Source organism: Sphingobium jiangsuense (assembly GCF_014196495.1).
Taxonomy (GTDB): domain Bacteria; phylum Pseudomonadota; class Alphaproteobacteria; order Sphingomonadales; family Sphingomonadaceae; genus Sphingobium; species Sphingobium jiangsuense.
This window is the reverse complement of the sequence record NZ_JACIDT010000008.1, coordinates 173,977-191,359: the sequence shown is the minus strand read 5'-3', so window position 1 is coordinate 191,359 and position 17,383 is coordinate 173,977. Positions and strand designations below refer to the sequence as shown.

17 protein-coding genes are annotated in these 17,383 nt (G+C 64.5%); 5 read left to right on the top strand and 12 right to left on the bottom strand.

Annotated elements, in window-relative coordinates; translation table 11 throughout:
• Positions 1-29: 29 nt before the first annotated feature.
• From GGR43_RS12840 to GGR43_RS12830, 3 genes are read left to right on the top strand one after another with little or no spacing between them, the layout of a single operon-like run.
• Positions 30-1,298, top strand: a complete 1,269-nt coding sequence (locus tag GGR43_RS12840) for an MFS transporter (protein WP_223177437.1) — start codon at positions 30-32, stop codon at positions 1,296-1,298.
• The gene (locus GGR43_RS12835; protein ID WP_188072363.1) at positions 1,295-2,053 is read left to right on the top strand and encodes an SDR family NAD(P)-dependent oxidoreductase; all 759 of its coding nucleotides are present in this window, start codon (positions 1,295-1,297) and stop codon (positions 2,051-2,053) included. Before GGR43_RS12840 ends, GGR43_RS12835 begins: the two co-directional genes overlap by 4 nt.
• Before the next feature lie 44 nt (positions 2,054-2,097).
• Positions 2,098-2,826: a GntR family transcriptional regulator gene (locus tag GGR43_RS12830; RefSeq protein ID WP_223177436.1), complete on the top strand. Its 729-nt coding sequence runs from the start codon at positions 2,098-2,100 to the stop codon at positions 2,824-2,826.
• Between the two features lie 22 nt (positions 2,827-2,848).
• Here GGR43_RS12830 and GGR43_RS12825 read toward each other — a convergent pair whose 3' ends face one another.
• Genes GGR43_RS12825 through GGR43_RS12815 form a run of 3 tightly spaced genes read right to left on the bottom strand, consistent with a single transcriptional unit; the run spans position 2,849 to position 6,120 of the window.
• Positions 2,849-3,238 carry a nuclear transport factor 2-like protein gene (locus tag GGR43_RS12825; protein WP_188072362.1) on the bottom strand — a complete coding sequence of 130 codons (390 nt, stop codon included), beginning with the start codon at positions 3,236-3,238 and terminating at the stop codon, positions 2,849-2,851.
• A 12-nt stretch (positions 3,239-3,250) separates the two neighbouring features.
• Positions 3,251-5,011 carry a class I adenylate-forming enzyme family protein gene (locus GGR43_RS12820; protein WP_188072361.1) on the bottom strand — a complete coding sequence of 587 codons (1,761 nt, stop codon included), beginning with the start codon at positions 5,009-5,011 and terminating at the stop codon, positions 3,251-3,253.
• Positions 5,008-6,120, bottom strand: coding sequence for a phosphotransferase family protein (locus GGR43_RS12815; RefSeq protein WP_223177435.1), 1,113 nt, complete (start codon positions 6,118-6,120; stop codon positions 5,008-5,010). The genes GGR43_RS12820 and GGR43_RS12815 overlap by 4 nt, the downstream gene beginning before the upstream one ends.
• Positions 6,121-6,643: 523 nt before the next feature.
• On the opposite strand from GGR43_RS12815, the gene GGR43_RS12810 reads away from it, so the two are divergent.
• Positions 6,644-7,804 (top strand): CaiB/BaiF CoA transferase family protein, encoded by a 1,161-nt coding sequence (locus GGR43_RS12810; protein WP_223177434.1) that lies wholly within the window; start codon positions 6,644-6,646, stop codon positions 7,802-7,804.
• Between the two features lie 41 nt (positions 7,805-7,845).
• Here the strand turns inward: GGR43_RS12810 and GGR43_RS12805 are convergent, their stop codons facing one another.
• From GGR43_RS12805 to GGR43_RS12765, 9 genes are all read right to left on the bottom strand, one after another.
• Entirely contained in the window at positions 7,846-8,721 is an 876-nt protein-coding gene (locus GGR43_RS12805; RefSeq protein WP_188072359.1) for a hydroxymethylglutaryl-CoA lyase, read from the bottom strand.
• Positions 8,722-8,726: 5 nt separating this feature from the next.
• Positions 8,727-9,881, bottom strand: a complete 1,155-nt coding sequence (locus GGR43_RS12800) for an acyl-CoA dehydrogenase family protein (RefSeq protein WP_188072358.1) — start codon at positions 9,879-9,881, stop codon at positions 8,727-8,729.
• On the bottom strand, positions 9,878-10,690 hold the full coding sequence (locus GGR43_RS12795) for an acyl-CoA dehydrogenase family protein (protein ID WP_188072357.1): 813 nt from the start codon (positions 10,688-10,690) through the stop codon (positions 9,878-9,880). Before GGR43_RS12795 ends, GGR43_RS12800 begins: the two co-directional genes overlap by 4 nt.
• Positions 10,691-10,713: 23 nt before the next feature.
• A complete protein-coding gene (locus GGR43_RS12790) occupies positions 10,714-11,136 on the bottom strand; it encodes a GlcG/HbpS family heme-binding protein (protein WP_188072356.1) in 423 nt (140 codons plus the stop codon).
• A 37-nt stretch (positions 11,137-11,173) separates the two neighbouring features.
• Complete coding sequence (locus GGR43_RS12785) at positions 11,174-12,154, bottom strand: alpha-ketoacid dehydrogenase subunit beta (RefSeq protein ID WP_284276737.1); 981 nt, start codon at positions 12,152-12,154, stop codon at positions 11,174-11,176.
• Positions 12,151-13,128 (bottom strand): thiamine pyrophosphate-dependent dehydrogenase E1 component subunit alpha, encoded by a 978-nt coding sequence (locus GGR43_RS12780; protein ID WP_188072355.1) that lies wholly within the window; start codon positions 13,126-13,128, stop codon positions 12,151-12,153. Before GGR43_RS12780 ends, GGR43_RS12785 begins: the two co-directional genes overlap by 4 nt.
• Positions 13,129-13,131: 3 nt before the next feature.
• Positions 13,132-13,371, bottom strand: a complete 240-nt coding sequence (locus GGR43_RS12775; RefSeq protein ID WP_188072354.1) for a biotin/lipoyl-containing protein — start codon at positions 13,369-13,371, stop codon at positions 13,132-13,134.
• Between the two features lie 62 nt (positions 13,372-13,433).
• Positions 13,434-13,838: a nuclear transport factor 2 family protein gene (locus GGR43_RS12770; RefSeq protein WP_188072353.1), complete on the bottom strand. Its 405-nt coding sequence runs from the start codon at positions 13,836-13,838 to the stop codon at positions 13,434-13,436.
• Positions 13,839-13,879: 41 nt separating this feature from the next.
• Positions 13,880-15,316 carry a flavin-containing monooxygenase gene (locus GGR43_RS12765; protein WP_188072352.1) on the bottom strand — a complete coding sequence of 479 codons (1,437 nt, stop codon included), beginning with the start codon at positions 15,314-15,316 and terminating at the stop codon, positions 13,880-13,882.
• Between the two features lie 331 nt (positions 15,317-15,647).
• On the opposite strand from GGR43_RS12765, the gene GGR43_RS12760 reads away from it, so the two are divergent.
• On the top strand, positions 15,648-17,375 hold the full coding sequence (locus GGR43_RS12760) for a thiamine pyrophosphate-binding protein (RefSeq protein WP_188072351.1): 1,728 nt from the start codon (positions 15,648-15,650) through the stop codon (positions 17,373-17,375).
• Positions 17,376-17,383: the final 8 nt, after the last annotated feature.

Sequence of the window (17,383 nt, the reverse complement as noted above, 5' to 3'; positions counted from 1 at the left end):
CCGCCAGCGGCGCGGGGTACAGGGGGTGGATGCTTGGGCTGCTTGCGGCGTCCTATGCGCTCAACCTGCTGGACCGGCAGATCATCAATATCGTCGCCGAGCCGATAAAACAGGATCTGTCGCTGACCGACACCCAGTTGGGCATGGTCACCGGGCTTTCCTTCGCCCTGCTCTATTCCGTCATGGCGCTTCCCATCGCCCGCGCGGCCGATCGCGGCAACCGGGTTCGCATCGTCGGTTGGGCCATTCTGGTCTGGAGCATTTTCACTGCCGCCTGCGGGGCCGCGGGCAGCTTCATCCAGTTGCTGCTGCTGCGCATCGGCGTCGGCGTCGGTGAAGCGGGGTGCGCGCCCCCCGCGCAATCGCTCATCGCCGATGAATTTCCGCTGGAAAAGCGATCGGGCGCGCTGGCGATCTTCGCGCTCGGTTCGCCCGTCGGCGCGGCGCTCGGCCTTGCGGCGGGCGGCCTGCTGGTTTCCTCCATCGGCTGGCGCTGGACGATCGTCATGGCCGGTTTGCCGGGGGTGGTGGTGGGCGTTCTGGTCCTCAAGACCCTGCGCGACCCGGCGCGTCAGGCTTTCGCCGCTGCCCCGCCGCGGCTGGGGCTGGTCCTGAAGCGGCTGCTGCTGCGTCGGCAACTGGTTTTCGCGATGTTGGGCTGCGGGCTTTTGAGCTTCATGAATTATGGCGCCATGGCCTTCGCCACCTCCTTCTACCTGCGCAATCACGGCCTGCAACTACACGATATGGGCGCTGCGCTGAGCCTGCCCCCTATCGCGGTCATCGGCTTCGGTCTCGGCATATTGGGGGGCACCGGAGGCGCGCTGGGCGCCCTTGCAGGCGGTTATCTGGGCAACCGGCTGGCGATGCGGGATATGCGCTGGCTCGTTTTCATCCCCGCCATCGGCTCCCTGCTGTGCTCGCTGGGCTATTGGGCGATGTTTGCGGTGGCCGACGCGCGTGTCTCGCTGGGTCTCTTCTTTTTCGCCGGGTTCTGCTCGGTCCTCTGGGCCGGTCCCGGAACCCTTGCCATGCAGCGCCTCGCCGAAGCACCGGCGCGGGCGTCGGCGCTTGCGATCAACCTGTTCTTCAACAGCGTGATCGGGCTGGGTCTTGGGCCGCTTTTCGTCGGCATCGCGAGCGACTGGATGGCCCCCGGCCTGGGGGAAGGTCCGGGCCTGCGGGCCGCCCTGCTTCTGGCGCCCGTTGCCGGAATCCTTTCCACACTGGCCTTTGCGGCCTCCGCCATCGGCATGAGGGACGCGGTGGCCGCCGCCGAAACCGGAGAAATGACATGAAACTTGCAGGGCAGGCCGCCATCGTCGCGGGCGGCGCGTCCGGGCTTGGCGCGGCCGCGGCCCGCCATCTTGAAAGTCTGGGCATGAACGTGGGGGTGATCGACCTCGACCCGGTTGAAGGTCTTTCCTTCGCCCGCGCCGACATCAGCGATTTCGGGCAGGTCAATGCAGCCGTGATCGCGTTGAGCGAGCGGCACGGAGCGCCCCGCCTCGTCCTCAACACCACCGGAACCGGGGGTTCGGGCCTCTGCACCGGCCCCGATGCGATGGTGGACAGCGAAGTGTTCCGGCGCGTGCTGCTCGTCAACACGCTGGGCAGCTTCAATCTCGTCAAGGCCGCCGGCGAGGTCATGGCGCAAGCCGAACCGGATGAGGATGGCGGGCGCGGCGTCATCGTCAACACATCGTCGATCGTCGCCATGGAAGGCCAGATCGGCACCGCGCCTTATGCCGCGGCCAAGGGCGGCGTGAACGCCATGACCTTGCCGCTGGCCCGCGAATTCGCCCGCCACGGCATTCGCATCGTGACGATTGCGCCCGGCATCTTCGAGACGCCTATGTTCTCCAATGCCCGTGGACCCATGGTGGATTGGTTGCGCGAGCAGGTCGTTTATCCCGACCGCCCCGGCAAGGCGGTTGAATTCGCGGAAATGGTGGCGCATATCGGCTGCAATGCAATGCTGAACGGCACGGTCATCCGGCTGGACGGCGCCTTCCGGGTTCCACCCGGACGCTATGACTGGTGGGAAAGGTGATGCCTGGATCTTGGGTACGCCGGTCGCGCACCAGTCATGGCGGTTTGCGCGGCACGATCGGGGTTAAGGACGCACTATCATTGGTTAAAGCAGTCGATATCGTGTACGAAACCATCCGGGATGGCATTCGCAACGGCACCTATCCCCCCGGATCGCACCTGACGGCGCAGGCCCTGGCCGAGACCTCCGGTTTCAGCCGCACCCCCGTGCGGGAGGCGATGCGGCGGCTGCATGCCGAAGCCCTGATCCATTTCATACCGAATCGCGGCGCTTTCGTCGCGACGTGGAGCGTTCGGGAAATCGAGCAGATCTACGATCTGCGCGTTCTGCTCGAAAGTTTCGCCGCGCGCGAAGCGGCCGTGCATATTTCCGACGATCAACTGGCGGAACTTCGCCAACTGGCTGAGCGCATGCGCACCGCAACCGCGTCCGACCAGCCCGATGTGGAGCACATAACCGCGCTCAACGATGAATTCCACAAGCTTGTCCTCAGCGCGAGCGGCAATGTCCGGTTGCGCAACCTGCTGGGCAGCATCGTGGAAATACCGCTGGTCCTCAATACCTTCCGGTCCTATTCGCTGGAGCAGATCCGAAGGTCCGCCGCCCAGCATATAGAGTTGACCGATGCGTTCGCCGCGCACAATCCCGAATGGGCCGGCGCCATCATGACCGCGCACATCCTGTCCGCGCGCCAGACGCTTATGTCGAACACGGGGGCCACAATCCCGGTCCTGCCGGGGGAGCCGGGCGAAATCGACGACGACGCGCTGTAAGGCGCGCCGTTTTCGCCGGGCGTCAGGCGCGCTTGTGGGCCATCGCTCCCGTGGCCGCGGAATCGTGATAGGCGTCCATCCGCTCTATGCGTCCGTCCTTCACGATGCAGATGCAGCAGCAACGATCCATGATCGCGCGCCCGTCCGGCATCTCGACGACCAGCATATGCTGTTGCACGAAGCCATCCGGCGTCGGGCGGCGGCGGATGTCGACATATTCAAACCGGCGGGCGCTGCCGCGAATTTTTTCCAGATTGGCGATCGTCGTCGGAATGTCGGTCAATCTGTCGTCGGTATTGTGCCAGACCTGCGCGCCGGGCGCGAAGATATCATGCAGATCCGTCAGATCGCCGTTCTGCTCCGTGTCGAAAAGGCGCTGACCGGCGGCCAGCGCTTCCCTGTTTTCCATCATCGTCCTGTCCTTTCAGTGGCTATCGGCGGGAAAAGAGCGGTCCTGCCCCGCAGTGATGCTTGCTTGCGCCATCATCGCCCGGCGCAATTCGCCTTTCAGGACTTTCCCCGTCGCGGTCCGGGGGAGCGGCGCCGTTCCCGCCATAACCCGTTCCGGAAGCTTGAAACCGGGCAGCTTGTCCTTCAAGGCCGAGCGGACCGACCGCGTATCCGGGACGACGCCTTCATGAGCGACGATCGTCGCGGCGACGATTTCGCCCATTATCCGGTCGGGCAGCCCGAACACGGCGCATTCGATCACGCCGGGCAGCGCGGCGATCGCGGCTTCGACTTCCGCGCAATAGATATTTTCCCCGCCCCGGATGATCATGTCCTTCTTGCGGTCCAGCACGAAGAGGAAACCCTCTTCATCCACCCGGACAATGTCTCCTGTACGATACCAGCCGTCCGCGTCCAGCACGGCGGCGGTCGCTTCCGCTTCCCCCCAATAGCCGGAAAACACCTGGACTCCGCGTATCAGAAGCTCTCCGGCTTCGCCCTGCCCGACCGCCGCGCCGTCCTCTCCGACGACCCGTATCTCGCAGCATGGAACCGGCGTTCCGACGCTGCCGGGGCGCATCAGCAGGTCTTCATGACTGTTGGAAGCGACCAGAGAGCAGGTCTCGGTCGCGCCATAGCCCTGCGCCGGGGCGCCGCCGGGAAAGCGGGAGCGGACGCCCGCCGCGAGATCGGCAGTGGCCGGCGCCCCTCCATAAGTCACCAGACGGACCGTTTCCAGACCGGGCAGGCCCCCCTCCGGGATGCGTTCGATCAGTTGCACGACCAGTGTGGGGACGAGGATCAGCGTCTGCACCCGTTCCCGCGCGACGATCTCCAGGGCCTTTTCGATATCCCAGCGATACATCAGCACCAGCCGGTGGCCTCGCGCCAGCGCGGGCACGAGCGCGGAATGCAGGCCCGTCACGTGGAAGAGCGGGACCGGCAGCAGCACCGCCGGTTGCTCTACCGTCGGCGGCGGGGGCCATTGCTCTCCCCGGCGCAGGGCGGCGCGCGCCGCCCGATATTGGGTGTGGACGAGATTCGTCAGCGCGGCGCGGTGCGTCGCCGGAACCGCCTTCGCCTTTCCCGTCGTGCCGGAGGTAAACACTATGAGGGCCGTATCGTCCGGCGCTATGGGCCGGAAAGGCGCCGGTTCGGTCGCCAGATCGGCCCATGTTCCGGCCGGGCCGACCAGTTCCTCAAAGGTCGCCCCTTCGCCCGCCGCGCGGACGACGATGACCGCCGCCGAATGATCCCTGCCACGCAGCCGGTCCCGCCGCTCTCCATCGGCGATGACGACGCGCGCGCCGACCTTGGCGAGCATGGCCGCCAGCGTTTCGCCCGGCTCCCAGGCGTTCAGGGGCACGCAGACCGCGCCGATGGCCATGATCGCAAAGGCGCTGGCCGACCATTCCGGATAGTTGCGCATCGCGAGAGCCACCCGGTCGCCCGGCCGTATGCCGTAGCGTTCGATCAGGACATGCGCGAAGCGATTGGCCGCGCGCCAATGCGCCTCGAAGCTGATGCGTTCCTCTTCATAGACCAGAAAGATATCGTCACCGAACCTTCGGCTTTCATCCAGCACGTGGCGCATATTTTCAGGTGCTTCGACATAGGCGCGCACCATATGGCCGTTCACCCGCACATCATGCATGGCGAAGGGCGCGCCCTTGGCCGTCAGCATGTCATCGGCCTCTGCGATCGTGCAGGCGGGCCAGCCCGGTCCCGCCGTCATGCCGGCGCCCCCGCCTTGCGTGCATTGTCCCATGCGGCCCTTGCCAGCGGCCCGACCCGGCCCTGAGCAGTCAGGGCGCGATCATTGTTCGCCTGCCCTCGCGCCGCGCGTCCGGCGACCCCCTGCAGGATCGCGGCCAGCCGGAACAGGTTGAACGCAATATACCATTCGAGAGGACGAGCGAGCACGCGCCCCGTCGCCGCCAGATAGCGATCGAGCGCCTCCTCCATGGCCGGAATGCCCGACGTCTCGAAATCCACCCCGTCCATCGCGATCCGTTCGGCCGGAGGAACGCGCCACATCATCAGGAAATAGGTAAGGTCCGCCAACGGATCGCCCAATGTGCTCAGTTCCCAGTCCAGCACGGCCAGAATTTCGGGCCTGACGGGATGCAGAACCATATTGTCGATGCGGTAATCGCCATGGACGATCCGGGCGGGCACCTCCGCCGGAACGTAAAGCGGCAACCATGCCAAGAGCTTGTCCATATGCGGATCGGGCGCGGCTTCGGACGTGCGATATTGCCTGGTCCAGCGCGCAAGCTGGCGTTCGAAATAATTGCCCGGCCTGCCGAAATCGGCCAATCCGGCCGCTGCCGGGTCTATCGCATGCAGTGCGGCAAGACCATCGATCTGGGCATTGTAGATCAGCCGCCGGTCCTGGGGCGAGGCATCCGGCAGCTTCGGGTCCCATTCGATCCGGCCCTCGACCATCTCCATCAGGAAAAAGTCCGATCCGATAACGGTTGCATCGGTGCAAAGGCCAAAGACATGCGGCACCGGAAAGCCCTGTGGCCCCAATGCGGCCATCACGCGCTGTTCCCGGTCGATGGCATGCGCGGAATGCAGCAAGGCGCCGGGCGGCTTGCGGCGCAGCACATAATCCCGGCGAGGGCTGATGATTCGGAAGGTGGGATTGGACTGTCCGCCCGCAAAGCGAACGACGCTGATCGGCCCTGTGTGATCGGGAATGGCGTTCGCCATCCATTTTTCCAGTCGATCCGCACCATCCGCGTCGATATCGCCCGGACGCGGGATTGGCGGCTGTCCGGCCCCGGTGGCTTCTACCACCGGCGGCGATTGCGGCGGGGCAACAGGTGGCAAGGACATAGGCTATTCTCTCCTTCCGGCCCGGCTGGAAGGCTTTGCCCCTCCAGCATCGATGTTGGCAAGAAACCTCTTGCCATTTGCATGCAATTTAGTCAAAGATTCGCTTAAGCCAATCGGAACGATCCGGTTCGTCAGGACATTTCGCCATAACCGTACGGGAGGAGGAAGCTTTGCTAAATAGTGCAGAACTTGTGACTTTACCGTATGCTCCGGGCACTGGACGCCGCTTCCGGGCGCTGGTCGCCGATCCTTTCACGGGGGAAGAGATTGCATGCGTTCCTTGTGCAACTGCATCCGATCCGGATCATGTCCCGCTCCCCGGCCTCGCCTTCCGCCGCTTCATGCGCGCGATAGCCTGGCAGGGAATGTCCGGGGCGGTACCGGCGCGGGCGGGCCTGCATGAACGATATCGGCACATCCTTGCCGCACCTGCCTTTTGGCGGGGTCCGGCATTGCGGTTGCGGCCCGGAACATGGACCGGAAGGCATCGAAGCTCTCATGATAAAAAGGCGGTACACGCAAATTGACTGAACAGGAAAACAAGGGAGGCCCCCTCGCCGGAGTGCGGGTGCTGGAACTCGGCCAGTTGATCGCAGGCCCTTTTTGCGGCCAGCTCCTGGGGGACATGGGCGCCGAGGTCGTCAAGATCGAAACGCCCAGGGGTGGCGATCCCATGCGGGCATGGGGGCAAGGCGGCCAGCCGACATGGTGGCGCGTGATAGCCCGCAACAAATATTCGGTCGCGGCCGATCTCAAGACCTCCGAAGGGCAGGATCTCGTTCGCAGCCTCGCGGCGGAGGCCGACATATTGATCGAGAATTTTCGGCCCGGAACGCTGGAACGCTGGGCGCTTGCCCCCGACGATCTGCTCAGGATCAACGAGCGCCTGATCATCGTTCGCGTCTCAGGCTATGGCCAGACCGGCCCCTATGCGACGCGCGCCGGTTTCGGCGGCATTGCCGAAGCGATGGGGGGATGGCGCAAGATCGTGGGCGAACCCGATCGTCCGCCCTCCCGCATGGGGGTGTCGATCGGCGACACTCTTGCGGCGACCTATGGCTGCATGGGGGCGCTGGCCGCGATGCACGAGCGGGAAAAGAGCGGCAAGGGCCAGATTATCGACGTCGCGCTCTACGAATCCGTGTTGCAGGTCATGGAAGGGCTGATCCCGGAATGGACCGTCGCCGGCCACAAGCGGCATCGCACCGGTTCGCACCTTCCCGGCATTGCGCCGTCCAATGTCTATCGCTGCAAGGATGGCGAATATCTGATCGGCGCCAATCAGGACAGCGTGTTTACCCGCCTTGCCGACGCGATGGGAATGCCTGAATTGGCGCAGGATCCGCGCTATGCGGATCATGTTTCCAGAGGGCGCCATCAGGCGGAACTGGACGAGTTGATCAACGCCTGGACCGAACGGTTCACCGTCGATGAACTGGAAGCGCTGATGATCGATCACAGCGTGCCCGCGGGACGCATTCTCGATGCGGAGGACATGCTGAAAGACCCGCACTTCATCGCTCGTGAAGCTATCGTCACGGTCGATGATCCGGTGCTGGGGCCGATCCAGATGCAGGGCACCTTCCCCAAGCTTTCGCGCACGCCCGGAGGCATACGCCGCGCGGCGCCGCGGGAAATCGGGCAGGATACGGAGGAGATCCGCAAGCGCTGGCTCGACCGGTAAGGATTGCGGAGCGCGCCGCGCCGAACATCGGCGCGCAAGCGTCAGCAGGCCGAGGTGGAAGCTCTCACCATCGCGCTCATCCGGTCGCGGGACAGCGCGTGGTTCAGCCATTTCGCGGTGTCGATCACGCTGTCGATATCCAGGTCGAGACCGCCGTTCATGGCATAGGCAAAATCTTCCGTCGCCAGATTGCCCGCGGCGCCCGGCGCAAACGGACAGCCGCCCGTGCCGCCGATCGCGGCATCGATCACCGTGGCTCCGCCCCGGACAGCAGCCAGGGCATTGGCCACGCCCATGCCGCGGGTATCGTGCAGATGCACCCGCACCGGCAACCCGCCCACCGCCTCGACCACCCGGCGCGTCAGGCTTTCGACCTCGCCCGGACGGGCAATGCCGATCGTGTCGGCCAGCCCGATTTCGAGGCTTCCGGCGTCGGCCAGGGCGCGCGCCATGTCGACGACCCGGTCGGGCGGGGTCGGGCCTTCGAAGGGACAGCCCCACGCAACCGCGACCATCGCATGGGCATCCCGCCCTTCCCTGCGCGCAAGGTCGAGCACGTCGCAGGCATTGGCCAGCGATTGATCCCCGGTCTGGCGCTGGTTACGCATGCCGAAGCTGTCGCTTGCAACACAGACGAAGCCGATTTCATCGACCTGCGTTTCAAGCGCGCGCAAGGCGCCCCGCTTGTTCAGCACCAATCCGATATAGCGCGCCGCGCCGGGACGCAGCGCCGCGATAACGGTTTCGGCGCCGGCCATCTGCGGAACCGCATCGGCCCGCACGAAGCTTGCGACTTCAAGCCTGCGCGCGCCAGCGCGGATCGCACGCTCGATCAGTTCCACCCTTGTCTCGACATCCAGCACCTTCGGCTCGTTCTGCAACCCGTCACGCGGGGAGACTTCCACCAGTTCGATCATCCTTGTCACCTCAGCCCCAATTGGCGCGCGATAATGCCGCGCAGGATTTCCCGTGTGCCGCCGCGAAGCGAGAAGGCGGGCGACGCCATGATCGTATAGGCCAGCACCGCGCAGAAATCGTTGGTGCTGGCCAGATCGGGCCGGGCATCCACGAGGCTGCGCGCGATGTCCGGCAGATCCTGTTCGAATGTCGCGCCCAGATCCTTGACGATGGCGGCATGGACAGAGGGATTTTCCCCTTTCTCCAGCAGGGAGGCCACGCCCCGCGACATGTGGCGCAACGTCACCAGATGAGAGAAGAGCCGCCCGATGGCGGACCGCGCCGCCTCGTTTTCGCTGCCTTGCAGCGCGCCGATCAGTTCGATCAGCAACTGGATGGAGGACAGGAACCGTTCGGGACCGGACCGTTCATAGGCCAGCTCTCCCATGACCTGTGTCCAGCCTGAGCCTTCCGTGCCCAGCAGCGCGTCGGCGGGCAGCCGGGCGTCCTCGAAATGCACCTCGTTGAAATGATGCTGCCCCATCAGGTCGTGCACCGGAAATACCGTGAGGCCGGGGGTATGCTTCATATCGACCAGAAGCTGGCTGGTCCCCTCATGCCGATCCGCCGGCGTGCCGGACGTGCGGCAGAACAGGATCATATAGTCCGCTTCATGCGCATAGGTGGTCCACAATTTCGTGCCGTTCACGCGCCAGCTTCCGTCCCCTTGCCTGTCGGCCCTTGTACGGACGGCGGCAAGATCCGAACCGGCATCGGGTTCGCTCATGCCGATGCAGAAGGTGCACTCTCCGGCCGCGATCCGGGGGAGGATGGCCTGCTTCTGCGCCTCGGTTCCGTAGCGGAGCAATGTCGGCCCGCTTTGGCGGTCCGCGATCCAGTGGGCGGCGACGGGCGCCCCTGCCGCCAGCGTTTCCTCGATCACGACATAGCGTTCGAACGCCGTGCGTTCCTGTCCGCCATAGCGCCGGGGCCATGTCATGCCCAGCCATCCGCGCTGCCCCATCGCGCGGCTGAAGCCGCGGTCGAAGCCGTTCCAGCTTTCGGCGCGCTCAAGCGGCGCGCGCGACGCGAGCGCTTCGGCAAGGAAGCCGCGCACTTCCGCGCGCAGGGCTTCGGTGCGCGCATTTTCGACAGGCGCGGGAAAGGTCAGCGGGGTCATGCCGCCGTCACCATCAGCCAGAATCGGTCCCTTCCGGCGGCAAGCACCCGTTGCCCGACTTCGCGCGACCAGAAGAGCTGCGTTCCAAATTCGTCCCGCCATCGCCAAAGGGCAGTGGTGTAGAGATGGAGGCGATGTTCGCGCGCATATCCCATCGCGCCATGCAATTGATGGCCGAGAGAGGTGGCTTTCGAACAGGCTTCTCCGATGCGGGTACGGGCGATGCCCACCGCCAGCGTGAAGGCGTCCCCCTCCCCCTGCTGCGCGAGCACGCCTGTCGCATGATCCGCCGCCGCATGTGCTGCCGCCACCTCGCTGGCGAGAACGGCGAGCGAATGCTGCACCGCCTGAAATGCCGACAGCGGACGCCCGAATTGCCTGCGCTCGGATACATGAGCGATGGTCAGGGCCAGGATCGCATCCAGCGCGCCGGTCATTTGCGCGCTTCGGGCCAGCGCCGCATAATCGCGCTGCGCCGTTTGCAGTTCGCCCGGCGCCTCCACCGGGCCGTCAGGGGCGGGTTTGCCGCTGGCCGCCGCAAATCGGTGGGCGAGCATCGTCTCCACCAGGGGAAAGCCGGTGATGTGCCGACCGCAGATCTTCACCAGTTCGAACGCATCGGCGAGAGGCAGCCCGAAGCCGCCCTTGTCCTCGTCCATCAGCGCGAGGGGCAGGCCCATCTCCTCGATCCGGTTCCAGCCATCCGCCCTTTGCCGGTCGGACAGCGGCGCGCCCGGCGTCATCCCGTCCGCCAGTTCGCCCAGCAAACGCCGGGCGGAGTCGAACACGACCTGCGAAATATCCTCCATCTGCGCTCTCTCGCCCTCCGCGTTCAGGCTTGCAGGGCGGCGAGGCCCGCTTCGGCCACCACCATGTCCTGATGATAATGGCCGCCGCTTACGCCGACACCGCCGATCATGACCTCGCCTTCCCTGATCGGATAGCCGCCGCCGAACACCACGAGACGGGGCGTGTGGACAATGCCATGGAGCAGCGGGGCGTCATCCTTGATGAAATCATGCCAGGCATGGCTGGGCATGCCGAAGGAAACGGCGGTATATCCCTTGTTGATCGCGATATCGACGGACAGGAGCGGCGCCCCGTCCATGCGGCGGAAAGTCTTGAGCGTGCCCGCGTCGTCCACGATCGCGATGCACATGGGCACCCCGATTTCAGCCGCCTTGGCCGATGCCGCCGCGATCACGCGATCGGCTGCTTCCTGGGTGATGGTGTGACGGGCGATACTGTTTGCCATGGCTGCATTCCTTGAAAGATGGGAATAGGGGATGAGGTCAGACCAGCATGCGCACCGCCTCGACGATGCGGTCCTTGCTCACGAAAAGCTGTTTTTCCAGCGTGCCGTTATACGGTATATGCACCTGCGGAGCCGTAACGCGGAGGATCGGCCTGCGCAGGCTTTCAAAGCCCTCTTCCACCACCACCGCGGCGATTTCGGAAGCGACGCTGCCCACATTGTGCGAATTATCGGCGATCACCAGCCTGCCTGTCTTGGCGACGGACGTCAAAATGGCGTCGCGGTCCATCGGGGCGATCGTGCGCAGGTCGATCACCTCCGCCTCGATGCCGTCAACGGCCAGCGCCTCGGCCGCGGCCAGCGCATGGGACACGGTGCCGCCGAAGGCGACGATGGTGACATCCTTTCCGCTGCGCCGGATCGCCGCTTCGCCGATGGGGATGAGGAAGTCCGGATCGGTCGGCACCTCCTCCTTCTTGCCCCACAGGTTGATATCCTCGAACACGACCACGGGATCGTCATCCCGGATCGCCGACTTGAGCAGGCCCTTCATGTCGCTGGCGCAGGAGGGCGCGATGACCTTGACCCCCGGCGTGTTGATGAACAGCGGATAGGGCCGGTCGGCATGCTGCGCGGCCGTGCGGTTATTGTAAAAGGTGCTGGTGCGCATGACGAACGGCACCCTTAGCTGCCCGCCCGTCATGAACCGGAGCTTTGCCGCCTGGTTCAGCAACTGATCCGACGCGAGATAGCAAAAGCTGGCAATGGTCAGGTCCACGATCGGACGCAGGCCGGTCAACGCCGCGCCGATCCCGACGCCCACGAAGCTGTTTTCGGAAATCGGGGTGTTGCGCAATCGGCTTGCGTCAAATTCTTCGAAAAGGGACTGCGCGCCATAGACGGCGATATCCTCGCCCATCAGGATCACATTGGGGTCCCGGCGCATCTCCTCTCGCTGCGCCTCGATGATGGCCTGGAGATAGGACAGGCGCTGCGTGTCGTTGCGGATTTCGTTCACGGACGGGGCTTTCCGGGCAGATGGATGGGGTTGCTGTACATATTGTCCCAGAGATCGCTCATCTCCGGTTCGGGACTGTCCTTGGCGAAGGCCACGCAGTCTTTTATCGCCTCTCTCACTTCCGCATCGACGGACGCCAGATCATCGCCGAGGCCCGCCTCCGCGAGCACGACGCGATAGAGGGTGATCGGATCGCGCGTTTCGCGATAAAACCGGATTTCCTCTTCCTCGCGATATTTGATCGGGATGGCGAGGCGGTTGGAATGCTCGTCGAAACGATAGGTTCTGGCTTCGATCAGCGTCGGTCCCTCACCGGCACGGGCGCGGGAGACGGCTTCCCGCGTGACCGCCAGAACGGCCTCCACATCCTGTCCGTCCACCGTCACGCCGGGAATGCCGAACCCGTCCGCCCGGCGGGCGATATCCGGTTGCCCGTGCGATCGGGACACGGGGGTGGTCACGGCATATCCGTTGTTTTCGCAGAAATAGATCACCGGCAGCTTCCAGATCGCGGCCATGTTGACGCTTTCGGAAAAGGTGCCCTGATTGGTCGCGCCGTCGCCGAAAAAACACATCGAGACCTGGCCGCTCCCCCGGACCTGCGCACTGAGGCCCGCGCCGGTCGCCAGCGGAAACCCGCCTCCGACAATGGCGGATTCACAGATCAGGCCCTTGCTCGTGTCGGTCAGGTGCATGGACCCGCCCAACCCCTTACAAATTCCCGTGCGCTTGCCGAAGATTTCGGCCATCAGCGGGCGCAGATCGGCGCCCTTGCCGATCGGGTGGCCGTGGGAGCGATGCGTGCCCGTCACATAATCGTCCTCGTTCAGCGCCATGCAGGCGCCCACGATCGCGCCTTCCTGCCCGATCGAGAGATGACCCACCGGATGATGGGCGATGATCGCCTCCTCGAACAGGCGAATCCGCACCATGCGCCGGTATATTTCCAGCCGAAAGCCGGGGTCGAGCAGCATGTCTCAGCCTTCCTCTATGGTTGCGATCTCGGTTCCGACATCCACCGTCTCGTCCGGTTCCACCTTGATGGCGAAAAGCGTGCCCGAAACCGGGGCCTCGACCTCCACGGTCGATTTGGCCGTTTCGATTTCGAGCAGCGGTTCGCCCCGCGCGATCGTGTCGCCGACGGCCTTCAGCCATCGGACCACGGTCGCCTCGGTCACTCCCATGCTGATGCTGGGCATTTCCACGCTAAAAGCCATGTGCGCTGAATCTCCGTCTCAATAAATGGCGCCGTTCCGGGCGCGCCGGGAAAGGTCGTCTCTCACCCCTTGCGGTAGAAAAAGTCTTCGGGATTGAAGTTCATCCAGTACCGGCGGATCAGGCCGTCCTCCCCGAATTCGAACTGCGACGATCCGGGCGCCTCGACGGGCTGCCCCTCAAACGAGCCGCGGATAGTCCAGCCGGTCGCCGCGAAGGGCGGATCGATGATCACGCGCTCGATCGTGCGGAAATAATCGGGCAGCGCCCCGAAGGCGCGGGTTTCCACCGCCCGTTCGGTCGCACGGTCCGGAACATGAACGCCGTTGCGCCACCCTTCGACATCGGGCGACATCAGCTTGTCGATGCCGGCGCTGACCTCTTCGGCGCTGGTCTGCGCGCGGGCATTTTCCGCGGCGTTCAGCGCGCTCAATGCCCTTTCTATCGTTTCACGGCTGACCATCTGCATCTGCCCTCCTTTCCGGTTTTTCGCCTTGTCCTTCGTCTGATTTACCGCGTTTCATAATCCTGCATCCTGGGATGCGCGGCCTCCTGTACGAAGCGGTCATAGGAAAATGTCCACGAGGCCGGCACACCCTTCTTGTCGAGATACCAGCTATCGCATCCGGTAACCCACACGGTCTTTTTCGCCGCTTCGCAGCGCTCTTCCTCGAAACGGCGCATCGCTTCGGGCGTGGCGGCGATTTCCCTGTAGTGGCCCGTGCGAATGCCATCGACAAGCTGGAGGATATATTCGATCTGATGCTGCGCCACTTCCACCAGAGAGAAATTCCCGACCGGGCTGTTGGGGCCGTTGAGCAGGAAGAAATTGGGGAACCCGGCCACGCTCATCGAAAGATAGGCCAGCGGCCCCTCCGCCCACACATCGTCAAGATCGAGACCCCCAGGCCCGATGACGCGGGTCGGGCGGATGAAACGGTCCACCTGAAACCCCGTCGCCAGCACCAGAACATCCAGTTCGTGCAGATTGCCGTCCGCCGTGCGCACGCCTTCAGGCTCGATCCGTTCGATCGGGCTGGTGACCAATCTGGCGTTGGGATGCTGGATGGCGTCGTAGAAGGTGCTGGAAATGACCAGCCGCTTGCAGGCCACCTTGTAATCGGGGGTGAGCCGTTCCCGCAGCGCGGCGTCCTTTACCGTCGCGAGATTGTCCTGCGCCACCTGTTCCAGCGCCCGATATTCCGGCGAACTCACGTCGATGACCGCGGCCGCATACCCATTGAGCGTCTTGGACCGCAGTTCCCGGATCAGCGCTTCGAGCGCGGCGGGATCTTTCCGGAACAGCGCCTTCTCTTCCTCCGAATAGGGGATGTTGTCTCGCGGCATCACCCATTGCGCCGTACGCTGATACAGGTCCAGCCGCTTCGCGCCTTCGACCAACGCGCTGACCAGTTGTGCCGCTGTGGAACCATTGCCGATGATGCCGATATTCTTCCCATCCAGCGGCACGCCATGGTCCCAGCGCGCGGAGTGAAAAACGGCCCCCCTGAACGTGTCGATGCCCGCAAAATCGGGAATATTGGGGTGATGGAGAACACCGGTCGCCGCGATTACGATATCGTAATCGGCCCTGTGGCCCGATGCCGTCTCCAGATGCCAGCGCCCCGCGTCATAGCGAAGCAGAACCACTTCATCGTTGAAGCGTATTTTTTCCAGCACGCCGAAATCGCTCGCCACATGTTCGAAATAGGCGCGGATATCCTCGCCCTTCGCCATGAGCGAATCCCATTCCGGATTGCGCGCGAAATTATAGGTGTACCAATGCGCGGCGACATCGCAGGCGATGCCGGGATAGGTGTTCTCGCGCCATGTGCCGCCGACACTGTCGCCTTTTTCGTAAACGTCGCAGGCAATGCCGCTTTGATCGAGACGGATCGCGGCCAGAATGCCCGCCATGCCCGCGCCGATCACGGCGGCGGTCAGCATGCGCCCATCCTTGGGGGAACTCTCGATCGATGGCAAAGTCGGCGCTCCTGTCACGGCGCGGCCCGTTGACCGGGCCTGCGCTCTGTTTTCTGCATATTGCATCCAATGTCCTGCGCTTCAAGGGTGAAAATGCACCTTGCGCCCTTTCGCCTTCAACACCCCGGATCCCCTGAACAAAATATCATATATCGCCGGATTGCAGCAGAGGCGAAGGGGGCGGTCACGGGCCTGAGCCGCTCGACAGAGTTCCGTTTATTGCATGCAAATTTCCTTGTCATCATCGGAATTGCCGTTTACATCACAGGCTCATAATCAGAAATGGGAGCAGTCGATGACGAAGAAACGCGCCGCCGGTGAACTGGTCGCGGCGACACTGGCAGGGCTTGGCGTCAGGGAAATCTTTGCCCTCCACGGAAGCCACCTCGACCCGCTATACATGGCCTGCGAAGAATTCGGCATCCGGCTGACCGATACCCGGCATGAGGCGGCGGCAGGGCATGCGGCCGATGCCTATGCCCGTTCCTCCAACGGCAGGCTCGGCGTGTGCGCGATCACCGCCGGGCCGGGCTTTACCAATGCGCTGACCGCCATGGCCAATGCCTATCTCGACCGCATCCCGACCCTGTTCATCGCCGGCGCCGCCCCCGCGCGGGAAGAAGAGACGAATACGTTGCAGGGCGGTTTCGATGCCGTCGCCATGGCCCGTCCCGTCACCAAATGGGCGCAGCGCATCAACGAGCCGGATCGCATCGTCCCCTTCGTTCGCCGCGCCGCCGAACTGGCGCTCTCCGGCGCCCCCGGCCCCGTCTTTCTGGAAATTCCGATCGACGTGATGTTCTGGCCCACCGACGAACAGCCGCCGCGGACGGAGCATTGGGCAAGGCCGGTCGCGCCCGCCCCGCAGGCCGATGCGGTGGCGTCGGCCATCGAGACGCTGCGACAGGCGGAACGTCCGGTGATGATCGCGGGCGGCGGTGTCATGCTCACCGATTCGGGGTGGCGGCTGCGCGAATTTGCCGAACTTACCGGCATTCCGGTGATCGCGAGCCAGAAGGCGCTCGGCGTTCTTCCGGACGGCCACCCCCTATATGCCGGGGCCGCCGCCGGACTGGCCATGGCCGCGGGATCCGGCGCGCCCGCCGATGTGGTGCTGCTGCTGGGTGCGCGCATGGGAATGTTTCTGGGCGGTGCGATGGGGGCCATCATCCCCGCCGAAGCCAAGGTCATCCAGATAGAGATCAATCCGGAGGAAATCGGCCGCGTGCGTATGGCCGATCTGCCCATCATCGCCGATGTGGGCGCTGCGATCGACGCCTTGACGGTGCGGGCGAGCGAAGGCGACTGGCCCGACCGCTCGGCCTGGGCGGAAAAGCTTCGCGGTTTCCGGCAGGCGGCGCGCAACAGCTTTGCCGATGCGCCGAAGGAAACGGCGCCGGGCAAGCTGCATCCCGGACATGCCGTTGCCGCGATCATGGATGCGATGCCCGAAGGCACCGCCGTCATTGCCGATGGCGGCGAGGCGGGCAACTGGGTGGGCGATCTGGTCCGCTCACCGGGGGCGGGGCAGCATCTGCGCTGCGGCTATCTCGGCTGCCTCGGCATTTCTCCCGGCTTCGCCATCGGCGCCGCGCGCGCGCGCCCGGATCGACCGGTCATATGCTTCGCGGGCGACGGCGGCGTCGGGTTCAACATTCAGGAATTCGACACGATGGTGCGGCACGGCCTGCCGATCGTGACCGTGGTGTTGAACAATTCCGAATGGGGGATGTCGCGAAATGCGCAAAATCTCCTGTACGGGCGCAATCGGGAGGTCATCGTGACGCTGGGCGACACCCGTTATGACGAGATCGCGGCGGGCTTCGGGGTCCGGGCGCGGCGAATCGACCGTTATGACGATCTGGCCGATGCCGTCCGTGAGGCATTCGCGTCCGGCAAGCCTGCCTGCCTCAACGTCATCACCGACGGCGCGATCATGCATCCGCGCACGAAGATGATGGTCGGCGACGGCGCGGGCGAGGATGATGTGCCGATCCCCTATTACGCCAATATCAAGCGATAAGGGGGGAG